Below are 14,486 nucleotides of genomic sequence, written 5' to 3' on the forward strand. Positions count from 1 at the left end.
CGTATCTGCCGCAGGCCCAAGGCCTGCAAAGGGCAGATACGATACACCTGCATCGGCTAAACAGTAAGGCTTCTCATGTGGGAGGGGGCTTGCTCCCGATAGCAGTGTGTCAGCCACCACATTTATGGCTGATACACCGCTATCGGGAGCAAGCCCCCTCCCACATTGGTTCTTCATTGTTTTTTAGGGCTTGGCGGCCGCCAGGATCAGGGCTTTCATCTCGGCCACAGCGCCCTTGAAACCGACGAACAGCGCGTGGGCTACCAACGCGTGGCCGATGTTCAGCTCGTTGATGCCTTTGATCGCAGCCACGGCTTCGACGTTGTGGTAATGCAGACCATGGCCGGCGTTGACGATCAGGCCTTCATTGAGGCCGCAGTTCACACCGTCAATGATGCGCTGCAGTTCATCCGCCACTTCGGTCGGCGTGGTGGCATCGGCGTAACGGCCGGTGTGCAGTTCGATGGCCGGCGCGCCGACACGACGCGACGCTTCGATCTGGCGCTCGTCGGCATCGATGAACAGCGACACTTCGCTACCGATTTTCGACAGGCGCTCCACCGCGGCCTTGATCCGCGCTTCCTGGCCGGCCACGTCAAGGCCGCCTTCGGTGGTCAGCTCCTGGCGGGTTTCCGGTACCAGGCAGATGTGCGCTGGGCGAATGCGCTCGGCGAAGAGCATCATTTCTTCGGTGACGCCCATTTCGAAGTTCATGCGGGTTTGCAGCACGTCCTTGAGCAGCAACACATCGCGTTCCTGGATGTGGCGGCGGTCTTCTCGCAGGTGCACGGTGATGCCGTCGGCGCCTGCTTCTTCGGCGTCCAGCGCGGCCTTGACCGGGTCAGGGTAACGGGTGCCCCGGGCCTGGCGCAGGGTGGCGACGTGGTCGATGTTGACGCCAAGAAGAATGCGATTGCTGGTGGTCACGGAAGCGCTCCTGAAAAGGGAAAGAAACGGTGCACAGCATACACGGGGAGGTCAGGGCTTTCGAAACAACTCGCGGCTGACCAACGGCCGTCCGCCCAGATGCACGGCCAAGGCCTGACGCATCAAGCGCTTGGCGGCGGATAACGCACCGGGTGCGCTCCAGTCGGCCTCGCTCATGGCCAGCAGTTCGGTGCCCTGGAACAGGCCGGGTTGCAGCAGGTAGACGCGCTCAAGACCCGCGTCGACTTGCAGGCGGTACATGCCGTCGGCGGCGACGGGGTCGCCGTGCAGGTCGTTGCTCAGCTCGAAGCCGTAGCCCAGGTCATCGAGCAGACGCCATTCGAAGGCACGCAGCAGCGGCTCCAGAGGGCGACCTTCGGCCAGGGCCAGCAAAGTGGCAGCATAGTGATCGAAGACAGCCGGGTGCGGGTCTTCGGCGGGCAACAGACGGATCAGCAGCTCATTGAGGTAGAGCCCACTGAACAACGCATCGCCATTGAGCCAGGCGGAAGTGCCGACGCTTTCCAGGCGGCCGACGTTTTTCAGCTCGCCCTTGCCGCGAAACTCCACGTCCAACGCCACGAAGGGCCGCGCCAATGTCCCCGCCTTGCCCCGCGCGCTACGCAACACCGCGCGCAGGCGGCCTTGGGGCGTGAGGAAATCCACTAGCGCGCTGGTCTCGCGGTAGGCGCGGCTGTGCAGGACGTAGGCGAGTTGGCTGGGGGGTTGGGACATGGGTGCTCACTGCTGGAATGCATTTTTTGAAAACTACACAAACCTAATGTGGGAGGGGGCTTGCCCCCGATGGCAGTGTGTCAGTCACTTATTTATTAACTGACTCACCGCCATCGGGAGCAAGCCCCCTCCCACATTTTTTGCCCTGCGGTGTTCTTACAGGTCGCCGTAACCGAGGGAACGCAGAGCGCGCTCGTCATCGGACCAGCCGCCTTTCACCTTCACCCACAGGTTGAGCATGATCTTGGAATCGAAGAGCAATTCCATGTCCTTGCGCGCCTCGGTGCCGATGCGCTTGATGCGCTCGCCCTTGTCGCCAATGATGATTTTCTTCTGGCCGTCACGCTCGACGAGGATCAGCGCATGGATATGCAGGGTCTTGCCCTGTTGCTTGAACTCTTCGATTTCGACGGTGATCTGGTACGGCAGCTCAGCACCCATCTGGCGCATGATTTTCTCGCGGACCAGTTCAGCGGCGAGAAAGCGGCTGCTGCGGTCGGTGATCTGGTCTTCCGGGAAGAAGTGCTCGTTCTCCGGCAGGTAGCCAGCGATCACGCGCTCCAGGGCTTCGAGGTTATGACCGTGCTGGGCCGAGATCGGCATGATCTGGGCGTTCGGCAGTTGCTCCTGCAACCAGGTCAGGTGCGGCATCAGTTCGGCTTTGTCTTCGATGCGGTCGGTCTTGTTCAGCGCGACGATCAATGGGCCGGTGACGTACTGCACACGCTCAAGGACCATCTGGTCTTCGTCAGTCCACTTGGTGCGGTCGACCACGAAGATCACCACGTCGACGTCTTTCAACGCCGCCGAAGCGGTCTTGTTCATGTAGCGGTTCAGGGCTTTCTCGCCACCTTTGTGCATACCCGGGGTGTCGACGTAGACCGCTTGCACGGCGCCTTCGGTCTTGATGCCCAGCATGTTGTGGCGAGTGGTCTGAGGCTTGCGCGAGGTGATCGCGAGCTTCTGACCGAGGATGTGGTTCAGCAGCGTGGACTTGCCCACGTTCGGGCGGCCAACGATGGCAACATAGCCACAGCGTGTTGCGGTTGAATCAGTCATGGCCATTCTCCACGCCCAGGGCAATCAGTGCTGCAGCGGCCGCTACCTGTTCGGCAATACGACGGCTCACACCCTGACCTCGGCTTTTTTCATTCAGTAAGGTGATTTCACATTCCACGAAGAACACGCGGCAATGGGGCTCACCCTGGATATCCACCACTTCGTAGCGTGGCAGTTCGCAACCACGGGACTGCAGGTATTCCTGCAGGCGGGTCTTGGGATCTTTGTTGGTGTCGACCAGCGTAAGGCTTTCAATCTCCGAAGCCAGCCAGGCGACCACGCGCTCCTTGGCCGTTTCCATACCTGCATCGAGGTAAATCGCGCCGATCAAGGCTTCGAGGGCATCGGCCAGGATCGACTCGCGACGGAAGCCACCGCTTTTCAATTCGCCCGACCCCAGGCGCAGGTACTCACCCAGGCCGAAACCACGGGCCAGTACGGCCAGGGTCTCACCCTTTACCAGACGTGCACGCAATCGCGACAGCTGGCCTTCGCGCGCTTGCGGGAAGCGTTCGAACAGCGCCTCACCGGCGGCGAAATTGAGAATGGCGTCACCGAGGAATTCCAGGCGCTCGTTATTACGCCCTGCAAAGCTGCGGTGTGTGAGGGCAAGGATCATCAATTCCTGATCCTTGAAGGTGTAGCCGAGCTGGCGCTCTAAACGACTTAGCGAAACGGTCACGGTTTATCCATACCTAGTTGCTGCATATCTAGTGGGTGGCACCGGCGGCCATCGACGATTGACGCAGTGTTCAAATTCAAATCCTGATGGTTACAGCCTGGAGCCGGAATTGTCCAAGCCCCAGAAAAGCAGTCGGCGCTGTGTTCACAGCGCCGCTTGTATTACTTGATCAGCCCGACCCGCGAGAAGTTCGGCAGGTGGCTGAGCTTGGGTTCCGGCCAGCTCATCCAGACCGCGAAGGCCTTGCCGACGATATTCTGGTCGGGAACCATGCCAAGCAGCTCCTTGGGAATGCTCGGGTCATCCCAGTAGCGGCTGTCGTTGGAGTTGTCACGGTTGTCGCCCATCATGAAATAGTGCCCGGCTGGCACTTTCCACTCTCCATCAGGCATGGCGCGGTAGCGGCTCATTTCCTTGCGGATTTCGTGCTCTACCGCACCGAGTTTTTCCTGGTACAGCTCGGCGCTGCCCAGGCTGTTCGGTTCGGAACCGAGCAGTTTCTCGGCCACCGACTCGCCATTGATCAACAGGCGCTTGTCGCTGGTGTAGCGAATCACGTCGCCCGGCAGCCCCACCACACGCTTGATGTAATTGACGTTCGGGTCGCTTGGATAGCGGAACACCATCACATCACCGCGCTGCGGATCACCGACTTCGATGACCTTCTTATCGATCACCGGCATGCGAATCCCGTAGGAAAACTTGTTCACCAGGATGAAGTCGCCCACGTCCAGGGTAGGTTTCATCGAACCCGAAGGGATCTGAAACGGCTCCACCAGAAACGAACGCAGCACCAGCACGATGAACAACACCGGGAAGAACGACTTGCCGTACTCAACCAGCAAAGGCTCTTTGTTCAGCTTCTCGATCACCACGACATCGGGCTGGCTGACGCTGCCCTGATAGGACGCGATAGCCGCCCGCCGACGCGGGGCGAAGAACACCAGATCGAGCAACGCCAGGAGACCACAAACGGCAACGGCGATGACCAGCAACAGCGGGAAATTTAGCGACATAGGACCTAACTATCCAACCTGAGCACCGCAAGGAAGGCTTCTTGTGGAATTTCCACGTTGCCCACTTGCTTCATGCGTTTTTTACCGGCCTTTTGCTTCTCAAGCAGCTTGCGCTTACGGCTTACGTCACCGCCGTAGCATTTGGCCAGTACGTTCTTTCTGAGAGCCTTGACGGAGGTCCGTGCAATGATCTGCCCGCCAATAGCGGCCTGGATCGCGACGTCGAACATCTGGCGCGGAATCAGTTCTTTCATCTTCTCGGTCAACTGGCGACCTTTGTAGTGCGCGTTGTCCTTGTGCACGATCAGTGCAAGGGCATCAACCTTGTCGCCGTTGATCAACACATCCAGTTTCACCAGATTAGCCGATTGATAACGATCGAAATGGTAATCCAGCGAAGCATAGCCGCGACTGGTGGATTTGAGACGGTCAAAGAAGTCCAGGACCACTTCGTTCATCGGCAAATCGTAGGTCACTTGCACCTGGGTACCGAGGAACAGCATGTCGTGCTGCACGCCACGTTTTTCGATACACAGGGTAATGACGTTGCCCAGGTGTTCCTGCGGCACCAGAATATTGGCGCGCACGATCGGCTCACGCATGTCTTCGATAGAAGACAGGTCTGGGAGCTTGGACGGGTTATCTACATAAATCGTTTCACCGGTTTTCAGCGCCAGCTCAAAAATAACCGTTGGCGCGGTGGTGATCAGGTCCAGGTCGTATTCGCGCTCAAGGCGCTCCTGAATGATCTCCATGTGCAGCATGCCGAGGAAGCCGCAACGGAAACCGAAGCCCAGGGCGTCGGAGCTTTCCGGGGTGTACTGCAACGACGAGTCGTTGAGGGTCAGCTTCTGCAACGCTTCGCGGAAGTCTTCGAAGTCATCGGAGCTGACCGGGAACAGACCGGCGTAAACCTGCGGCTGGATGCGTTTGAAGCCAGGCAGCACGTCGACGTCAGGGGTGGAGCTCAAGGTCAGGGTGTCACCCACCGGCGCACCGTGGATGTCCTTGATACCGGCGATGATGAAACCTACTTCACCGGCTTTCAGATCAGTGGTTGCAGTGTGTTTCGGGTTGAATACACCGACGCTGTCCACCAGGTGGATCTTGCCGGTGGACTTGACCAGGATCTTGTCGCCCTTCTTCACACGGCCGTGGCGTACACGTACCAGGGAGACAACCCCCAGGTAGTTGTCGAACCAGGAGTCGATGATCAACGCTTGCAGCGGATCTTCGTAGTTGCCGGTGGGGGCAGGAATGGTCTTGACCAGGCGCTCGAGCACTTCGTCAACGCCCAGGCCGGTCTTGGCGCTGCACTCGACGGCGTCGGTGGCGTCAATGCCGATGATTTTTTCGATTTCTTCTTTGACGCGGTCCGGATCGGCCTGTGGCAGGTCGATCTTGTTCAGCACCGGCATCACTTCCAGGCCTTGCTCGATGGCGGTGTAGCAGTTGGCCACGGACTGGGCTTCAACGCCCTGACCCGCGTCCACCACCAGCAGCGCACCTTCGCAGGCCGCCAGGGAACGGCTGACTTCATAGGTGAAGTCGACGTGGCCCGGGGTGTCAATGAAGTTCAGCTGGTACTTGATACCGTCTTTGGCGGTGTAGTACAGAGTAACGCTGTGGGCCTTGATGGTGATCCCGCGCTCGCGTTCGAGGTCCATGGAATCCAGTACCTGGGCTTCCATTTCACGCTCGGCAAGGCCGCCGCACATCTGGATGAATCGATCGGCCAGCGTCGACTTACCATGGTCAATGTGGGCGATGATGGAGAAATTGCGGATATGACTCAAATCACTCACGGATCAACACTCAAAAAGGCTGCAGGCAGATTGCCCGCTGAAAAATAGCCGGGAATTGTACCTGAAGCATCGGCCAGACGTCATCTTTGCTGACCAGAACAAAAATGCCCCACTCATTCGAGCGGGGCATTTTTTGTGCATAAGAGCGGTATCAGCCAGCTCGGCGCAGCAGCCAGAACCCGGCCAGAGCGCAGATGGCGGTCGGCACCAGCACCGCAAACAGAGGGGAGAAACCGAATACCAGGCTCGACGGGCCTAGCAGGTCCTGGGCGATGCGGAATGTGAAGCCCACCAACACGCCAGTAAACACACGCTGACCCAGGGTCACGGAACGCAATGGGCCGAAGATGAACGAGATCGCCATCAACACCAGCGCGGCGGTTACCACTGGCTGCAACACCTTGACCCAAAACGCCAGCCAGTAACGACCGTTGTTCAGCCCTTGCTCCTTGAGGTAGTGGATGTAACTCCACAACCCGGAGATAGGCAGGCTTTCCGGGATCATCACCACGGTGTTGAGCAATTCCGGCTTGAGAGAGATGTCCCACTCTTCGCTTGGCTCATTGATCACTTCGGTGCTGGCCTTGGTGCCTTGGCCGACATTGCGGAAGTGAGTGGTAGTGATGTCCGTCAGTTGCCATTTTTCGCCGCTGTACTGCGCACGTTTGGCGAAGCTGGACGACAGCATGTGACGTTCTTTATCAAAAGTGTAACGCGTCACACCGATCAACAGGCCGCCCGGTTGCACGGCGTTGATGTGGATGAACTCATCACCCTGGCGATGCCACAGGCCATGCTTGGCGCTTTGCGCATCGCCCGAACCCTGCGCCAGGGCGCGGTTGGCTTGGGCGGTGGTTTCGGCCGGCGGCGCGACGTATTCACCGATCAGCACGCTGCACAGCATCAGCAGCAACATGGGCTTCATCACCGCCCAGACGATACGGCCGATGGACACCCCGGCGGCACGCATGATGGTCAATTCGCTGTTGCTGGCCAGGCTGCCCAGGCCGATCAAGCAGCCGATCAGCGCAGCCATCGGCATCATGTCGTAGAGCCGACGCGGCGCGGTGAGTGCCACGTAGCTCAGTACATCCCACACGGTGTAGGTGTCGCTGACGTTGCCCACTTCATCGATGAAGGCGAACAACGAGGCAAGGCCCAGGATGATGCCCAGAACCGCCAGAATGGCGATCAGGACGCTGCTACCAATGTAGCGATCGAGCTTAGCCACGAGCCAACTCCTTCTGGCCGCGACGGCTCAACATTTTCAAACGGATAGGTTCCCAGTAGAGCAGGCCCAGGCCGATCACCAGGAAGATCCCGTGCACCCACCACAACCCCAGGGTCGGCGAAAGCTTGCCCTTCTCCAGGGAGCCGCGAGCGGAAATCAGAATGGTGAGGTAAGCCATGTACAGCAGGATCGCTGGCAACAGCTTGAGGAAGCGGCCCTGACGTGGGTTGACGCGCGACAACGGCACGGCCATCAAGGTCACGATAAACACCAGCAGTGGCAGAGAAATACGCCATTGCAGCTCGGCAATGGAGCGCAGTTCCTTGCTGCCGAACAAATCCTTCGTGGGGATGGCGTCGCGGTCAGTCACCTCGTCGCTGACATCCGGACGGGCGAGCAACACGCCGTAAGTGTCGTACTTGATGGCGCGGTAGTCGGCCTGGCCGGGACTGCCGTCATAGCGATAGCCGTTCTCCAGGATCAGGTAGCGACTGCCATCGGGACGCACGTCCTGGCGACCGGACTCGGCCACCAGCACGGAGATGCCACGGTCTTTCTTGTCCTGGCCCAGGCGCTTCTCGGAGATGAACACCCCGCCCAGGTTGGCACGGTCTTCGGTCAGGGTTTCGGTATAGGTGACCCGCGTGCCGTCATTGAGTGCCTGGAAGCGGCCCGGCTCAAGGGTGTCGAACTCGGTCATCGCGTCCTGCTTGTTCAGCACCAGCTGGAACTGCATGGCGCCCTGGGGGGCCAGGCTCAGGCTCAGCCAGGCAACGATAAGCGCGATGCCGGCTGCCGGGATCATGGTCATGCCGAGCAGACGCTGCTGGCTCATGCCGGTGGCCGAGAGCACAGTCATTTCGCTTTCGAGGTACAAACGACCGTAGGCCAACAGGATCCCGAGGAACAGGCCCAGCGGCAGGATCAGTTGCAGGAACCCCGGCAGGCGAAAGCCCATGATCAGGAACAACGAGCCTGGATCCAGGGCGCCCGAAGCGGCTTGGGCCAGGTATTTGACGAAACGACCACTCATGATGATGACCAACAGGACCGCACTCACGGCACTCAGGGTCAACAGGACTTCGCGGGATAGATAACGGAAGACAATCAAACCAGACACTCCAGGGTTGTCAGGCTAAGGCGGCCAAACAAGCAAGCATACCGAGTCAGCCCCTTTACGCAGGGCCGATTAAAAAGATGGCGCATTATCCTGTGATTGACCGCGCCTGTCACTGCGCAACCTCATACGCGGGTACAAAGCGCGTACGAAGGGTTGTCAGGCTCCGCCGGCGAGGTTCAAACTGCGGCCTTTGTCGCTGGCGGTTTACACAGCTGCCACGCTTTAAAGCCTGGATACAAATACCAGGCTCTCAGACCTTTATAAGGGACCCGAAAATGGAATTGGTTGTAAAAAGCGTTAGCCCCGAAACGTTGAAAACCGCCACCCTCGTGGTCGCCATCGGCGAAGGCCGCAAGCTCGGCGTGGCCGCCAAGCAACTCGACGAACTCAGCGGCGGCGCCATCAGCGCCGTGCTCAAGCGCGGCGACCTGGCCGGCAAAGTCGGTCAGAGCCTGCTGTTGCAGAGCCTGCCTAACCTCAAGGCCGACCGCGTTTTGCTGGTCGGCGTGGGCAAAGACGCTGAGCTGGGCGACCGCCCGTTCCGCAAGATCATCAGCGGCATCCTCAGCACCCTGAAGGGCCTGGGCGGTGGCGATGCGACACTGGCTCTCGACGAAATCGTGGTCAAAGGCCGCGACAGCTACGGCAAGACGCGCCTGCTGGCAGAGACCCTGGTGGACGGCGGCTATATCTTCGACCAGTTCAAGAGCCAGAAAGCCGAACCCCGCGCCCTGAAGAAAATCACCCTGCTGACCATCAAGGCCGCGCAGGCTGAAGTTCAGCGCGCCGTAACCCACGCTACCGCGATTGCCAACGGCATGTCGTTTACCCGCGACTTGGGTAACCTGCCGCCGAACATCTGCCACCCGACCTACCTGGGCGAGCAAGCCAAGGCGCTGGGCAAAGAGTTCAAGGGCCTGAAAGTTGAAGTGCTGGACGAGAAAAAGATCAAGGAACTGGGCATGGGCTCGTTCTACGCCGTGGGCCAGGGCAGCGACCAGCCACCACGCCTGATCGTGATGCAATACAACGGCGGCAAGAAGTCCGAGAAGCCTTACGCACTGGTCGGCAAAGGGATCACCTTCGACACCGGCGGCATCAGCCTCAAGCCGGGCGCGGGCATGGATGAGATGAAGTACGACATGGGCGGCGCCGCCAGCGTGTTCGGCACCCTGCGTGCCGTACTGGAGCTCAAGCTGCCGATCAACCTGGTGTGCATCCTGGCCTGCGCCGAGAATATGCCGAGCGGCGGCGCTGCCCGCCCAGGGGATATCGTCACTACCATGAGCGGCCAGACCGTCGAAATCCTCAACACCGACGCCGAAGGCCGCCTGGTGCTGTGCGATGCCCTGACCTACGCCGAGCGCTTCAAGCCGCAAGCCGTAATCGACATCGCCACCCTGACCGGTGCGTGCATCGTTGCCCTGGGCTCCCACACGTCGGGCCTGCTGGGTAACAACGACGAGCTGATCGAGCAACTGCTCAGCGCGGGCAAGGCTGCCGACGATCGCGCCTGGCAACTGCCGCTGTTCGATGAATACCAGGAACAGCTGGACAGCCCGTTCGCCGACATCGCCAACATCGGCGGCCCGAAAGCCGGCACCATCACCGCTGCCTGCTTCCTGTCGCGCTTCGCCAAGAACTTCAACTGGGCGCACTTGGACATCGCCGGCACGGCCTGGACCAGCGGCGGCAAGGACAAGGGCGCCACTGGCCGCCCGGTTCCGCTGCTGACCCAGTACCTGCTGGATCGCGCAAAGGCCTGAAACTGAAGATGCCGGGGCGGCCATCACGCCGCTCCGGTCTCAGGAACCGCAATGACCCAAGTCGACTTCTATATATTGCCCAGCGCCGACCCGCTCGCGCGCCTGGACTTTGCCTGCAAACTCACCGAAAAAGCCTGGCGCATGGGCCATCGCATCTACCTGCACTGCAGCGATGCCGCTCAACGCGACGAGCTCGACGCCCGCCTGTGGCGCTTCAAGGGTGAAAGCTTCGTGCCACACGGCCCTGCCGAATCAGAACCTGAAGGTCTGATAGTGCTGGGGCTGGGTGACAGCTGCGGCGATCACCATGACCTGCTGGTCAACCTGGACCTGAAAGTACCGCCGTTCGCCAAGGCCTTCGCCCGTGTGGCGGAAGTGGTGGTGGAAGATCCGGCTATTCGTCAGGCCGCGCGGGAGAGTTTCCGTTTCTACCGCGAACAGGGCTATCCTTTGCAAGATCACCGGCTACAACGACTTTGAGCACACGATGGACACTTCCAACCCTGTAAAAAAAGATGACCACCTGCTGGACGACCTGGAGTCGATCCGTCAGTTGCTGGGTGATGATGGCTTGCAACCGCCGCTGCTGACCGAACCGGTCGACGGCGAGGTACAGATTCCGTTGCTGTTTGACATGGTGGGCGGCAAACCTGCGCCGGCACCGGTCGAACTGCCCGTCGTAGAACCAGCCCCCGTTGCCGCCGCCGCCGAGAAAACCCCCGACGCCCTGCTGCTGCATCTAGACAACGAACTGCGCGCCGCCGCGCAATTGATCATGCAAGACGTGATCGACGACTTTGCCCCGCATATCGAAACCGAGATCAAGCGCCGAATGGATGCGCGAATGGAACGGTTGCTCAGCCAGTACCAGTCTTAAACCGTGCATAGATCCCCTGTGGGAGGGGGCTTGCCCCCGATCGCGGTGTATCAGTCAGCCCATGTATGGTTGACACATTGCCATCGGGGGCAAGCCCCCTCCCACATTGACCGGCGCACGTCTTTAGCCCGTCTTCGCCTCGCCCTGCGCCCTATCCCCCGTTATACTTGCCGGCTTTCCTGAATATATGCCAACTAGGGTCCCGCCGCGCATGGATAAGACCTACCAGCCGCACGCTATTGAAACTTCCTGGTACAACACCTGGGAGTCCGAGAACTATTTCGCTCCGCAAGGTGCGGGCGAGTCCTACACCATCATGATTCCGCCACCGAACGTCACTGGCAGCCTGCACATGGGCCATGGCTTCAACAATGCGATCATGGATGCGTTGATCCGTTTCCGCCGCATGCAGGGTCGTAACACCCTGTGGCAACCGGGCACCGACCACGCCGGTATCGCCACCCAGATGCTGGTGGAGCGCCAACTCGAAGCCACCGGCCAGAGCCGTCACGACTTGGGCCGTGAGAAATTCCTGGAAAAGATCTGGGAATGGAAAGACCAATCCGGCGGCAACATCAGCCGTCAGATCCGTCGCCTGGGCTCGTCCGTCGACTGGAGCCGCGAGCGTTTCACCATGGACGACGGCCTGTCCGAATCCGTGAAAGAAGCCTTCGTGCGCCTGCATGAAGACGGCCTGATCTACCGCGGCAAGCGCCTGGTCAACTGGGACACCAAGTTGCACACGGCGATTTCCGACCTCGAAGTGGAAAACCACGACGAGAAAGGCTTCCTGTGGAACCTCAAGTACCCGCTGGCCGACGGCGCCAAAACCGCTGAAGGCAACGACTACCTGATCGTCGCCACCACCCGTCCGGAAACCATGCTCGGCGATGCCGCCGTCGCGGTTAACCCGAACGACGAACGCTACCAGGCACTGATCGGCAAGTTCGTCGACCTGCCATTGGTTGGCCGTCGCATCCCGATCATCGCGGACGACTACTGCGATCCCGAATTCGGCACCGGCTGCGTGAAGATCACCCCGGCCCACGACTTCAACGACTACGAAGTCGGCAAGCGCCACAACCTGCCGCTGCTGAACATCTTCGATAAAAATGCCGCCGTACTGCCGGCCTGCCAGGTGTTCAACCTGGACGGCACTCTGAACGAAAGCATCGACGGCAAGATCCCGGCCGAATACGCCGGCCTCGACCGTTTCGAAGCACGCAAGCAGATCGTGGCCGCTTTCGATGCCGCCGGCCTGCTGGTCAGCGTTGACGACCACGGCCTGAAAGTGCCGAAGGGCGACCGCTCCGGCACCGTGATCGAGCCGTGGCTGACCGACCAGTGGTACGTGTCCACCAAGCCGCTGGCTGAGCCTGCGATTGCTGCCGTAGAAGATGGCCGTATCCAGTTCGTGCCTAAACAGTACGAAAACATGTACTTCTCGTGGATGCGCGACATCCAGGATTGGTGCATCAGCCGTCAACTGTGGTGGGGCCACCGCATCCCGGCCTGGTACGACGAGTCGGGCAAGGTCTATGTCGGCCGCGATGAAGCCGAAGTGCGTGCCAAGCACAACCTCGGCCCGGACGTGGCGCTGCAACAGGACAACGACGTACTGGATACCTGGTTCAGCTCTGGCCTGTGGACGTTCTCCACCCTGGGCTGGCCGCAGCAGACCGAATTCCTCAAGAAATTCCACTCCACCGACGTGCTGGTGACCGGCTTCGACATCATTTTCTTCTGGGTTGCCCGGATGATCATGCTGACCATGCACTTGGTGAAGAACGAGGACGGCACGCCGCAGGTTCCGTTCAAGACCGTGTATGTGCACGGCCTCGTGCGTGATGGCCAGGGCCAGAAAATGTCCAAGTCCAAGGGCAACGTTCTGGACCCGCTGGACATCATCGACGGCATCGACCTGGAAACCCTGGTGCAGAAGCGCACTTCGGGCTTGATGCAGCCGAAACTGGCAAAGAAGATCGAAAAGCAGACACGCGACGAGTTCGCTGACGGCATCGCCAGCTACGGCACCGACGCCCTGCGTTTCACCTTCTGCTCGTTGGCGTCTACCGGTCGCGACATCAAGTTCGACATGGGCCGCGTCGAAGGCTATCGCAACTTCTGCAACAAGATCTGGAATGCCGCGCGCTACGTGCTGGATAAAGGTGAAGACTGCGGCCAGAACGGCGAAGCCTATGAGCTGAGCCTGGCCGACCGCTGGATCATCTCGCAGCTGCAACGCACCGAAGCCGAAGTGACCCGCCAACTCGACCAGTTCCGTTTCGACCTGGCCGCGCAAGCCTTGTACGAGTTCATTTGGAACCAGTATTGCGACTGGTACCTGGAGCTGTCCAAGCCCGTGCTGTGGGACGAAAACGCACCGGTCGAACGCCAGCGCGGCACCCGTCGTACCCTGGTACGCGTGCTGGAAGTGGCGTTGCGCCTGGCGCATCCGTTCATGCCGTTCATCACCGAAGAAATCTGGCAGCGCCTCGCGCCGCTGGCCGGTATCGAAGGCAAGACCATCATGCTGCAGCCTTGGCCGGTGGCCAATGAAGCACGCATCGATGAAGCCGCTGAAAGCGATATCGAATGGCTCAAGACCCTGATGCTCGGCACGCGCAACATCCGCGCCGAAATGAACATCGGGCCGGGCAAGCCGTTGGCGGTGTTCGTGAAGAACGCCAGTGCCGAGGACCAGCGTCGCCTTACCGAAAACGATGCACTGCTCAAGAAACTGGCGAAGCTTGAGTCGATCACCGTATTGGCTGATGGCGCCGAAGCACCGCTGTCCGCTACCGCGCTGGTTGGCGACATGGAAGTGCTGGTGCCAATGGCCGGTTTGATCGACAAGGGCGCAGAGCTGGCCCGTCTCGACAAAGAAATTGCGCGCCTGCAAGGCGAAGTGCAGCGGGTGGGCGGCAAGCTGTCCAACGCGGCATTCGTCGACAAGGCGCCAGCTGAAGTGATCGAGAAAGAGCGCGCCAAGCTCGCCGAGGCCGAACAGGCCCTGGGCAAGTTGGCGGAGCAACATGCGCGGATCTCCAGCCTTTAAGGTGGAATCAGCGTGAAAAAAGAGACCTTCGGGTCTCTTTTTTTATTTGCGAACCCGGTCAATGTGGGAGGGGGCTTGCCCCCGATTGCAGTGCATCAGCCTGAATATCTTTGACTGTCACACCGCCATCAGGGGCAAGCCCCCTCCCACATTTGCCCGGGTCAGGCTCAAGATGTGTGACAATGCCCACCACTTTGAGCCAACACCAGA

At 60.0% G+C, this 14,486-nt stretch carries 12 protein-coding genes; 4 read left to right on the forward strand and 8 right to left on the reverse strand.

Annotated elements, in window-relative coordinates; translation table 11 throughout:
* Positions 1 to 183 precede the first annotated feature (183 nt).
* The 8 genes from pdxJ to lptF form a co-directional block, all read right to left on the reverse strand.
* Positions 184 to 927: a pyridoxine 5'-phosphate synthase gene (gene pdxJ / locus G9Q84_RS01375; RefSeq protein WP_122755642.1), complete on the reverse strand. Its 744-nt coding sequence runs from the start codon at positions 925 to 927 to the stop codon at positions 184 to 186.
* A gap of 51 nt (positions 928 to 978) precedes the next feature.
* On the reverse strand, positions 979 to 1,662 hold the full coding sequence (gene recO, locus G9Q84_RS01380) for a DNA repair protein RecO (RefSeq protein ID WP_095183914.1): 684 nt from the start codon (positions 1,660 to 1,662) through the stop codon (positions 979 to 981).
* A 156-nt stretch (positions 1,663 to 1,818) separates the two neighbouring features.
* On the reverse strand, positions 1,819 to 2,721 hold the full coding sequence (gene era, locus G9Q84_RS01385; RefSeq protein ID WP_032886448.1) for a GTPase Era: 903 nt from the start codon (positions 2,719 to 2,721) through the stop codon (positions 1,819 to 1,821).
* A complete protein-coding gene (rnc, locus tag G9Q84_RS01390) occupies positions 2,714 to 3,403 on the reverse strand; it encodes a ribonuclease III (protein WP_032886446.1) in 690 nt (229 codons plus the stop codon). The genes era and rnc overlap by 8 nt, the downstream gene beginning before the upstream one ends.
* Positions 3,404 to 3,564: 161 nt before the next feature.
* Positions 3,565 to 4,419, reverse strand: coding sequence for a signal peptidase I (gene lepB, locus G9Q84_RS01395; protein ID WP_181642774.1), 855 nt, complete (start codon positions 4,417 to 4,419; stop codon positions 3,565 to 3,567).
* Between the two features lie 5 nt (positions 4,420 to 4,424).
* Complete coding sequence (gene lepA / locus G9Q84_RS01400; protein WP_003210439.1) at positions 4,425 to 6,224, reverse strand: translation elongation factor 4; 1,800 nt, start codon at positions 6,222 to 6,224, stop codon at positions 4,425 to 4,427.
* Between the two features lie 151 nt (positions 6,225 to 6,375).
* Positions 6,376 to 7,455 carry an LPS export ABC transporter permease LptG gene (gene lptG, locus G9Q84_RS01405; RefSeq protein ID WP_181642775.1) on the reverse strand — a complete coding sequence of 360 codons (1,080 nt, stop codon included), beginning with the start codon at positions 7,453 to 7,455 and terminating at the stop codon, positions 6,376 to 6,378.
* On the reverse strand, positions 7,448 to 8,566 hold the full coding sequence (gene lptF / locus G9Q84_RS01410) for an LPS export ABC transporter permease LptF (protein WP_032886439.1): 1,119 nt from the start codon (positions 8,564 to 8,566) through the stop codon (positions 7,448 to 7,450). The genes lptG and lptF overlap by 8 nt, the downstream gene beginning before the upstream one ends.
* A gap of 284 nt (positions 8,567 to 8,850) precedes the next feature.
* On the opposite strand from lptF, the gene G9Q84_RS01415 reads away from it, so the two are divergent.
* From G9Q84_RS01415 to G9Q84_RS01430, 4 genes are all read left to right on the forward strand, one after another.
* Complete coding sequence (locus tag G9Q84_RS01415) at positions 8,851 to 10,341, forward strand: leucyl aminopeptidase (protein ID WP_099601187.1); 1,491 nt, start codon at positions 8,851 to 8,853, stop codon at positions 10,339 to 10,341.
* Positions 10,342 to 10,392: 51 nt separating this feature from the next.
* Positions 10,393 to 10,821 (forward strand): DNA polymerase III subunit chi, encoded by a 429-nt coding sequence (locus tag G9Q84_RS01420; protein ID WP_095183913.1) that lies wholly within the window; start codon positions 10,393 to 10,395, stop codon positions 10,819 to 10,821.
* Between the two features lie 7 nt (positions 10,822 to 10,828).
* Positions 10,829 to 11,218: a hypothetical protein gene (locus tag G9Q84_RS01425; RefSeq protein ID WP_032886434.1), complete on the forward strand. Its 390-nt coding sequence runs from the start codon at positions 10,829 to 10,831 to the stop codon at positions 11,216 to 11,218.
* 211 nt (positions 11,219 to 11,429) lie between these two features.
* A complete protein-coding gene (locus G9Q84_RS01430; RefSeq protein ID WP_032886432.1) occupies positions 11,430 to 14,276 on the forward strand; it encodes a valine--tRNA ligase in 2,847 nt (948 codons plus the stop codon).
* The last annotated feature ends 210 nt before the right edge of the window (positions 14,277 to 14,486 follow it).

Source organism: Pseudomonas sivasensis (assembly GCF_013778505.1).
GTDB lineage: Bacteria > Pseudomonadota > Gammaproteobacteria > Pseudomonadales > Pseudomonadaceae > Aquipseudomonas > Aquipseudomonas sivasensis.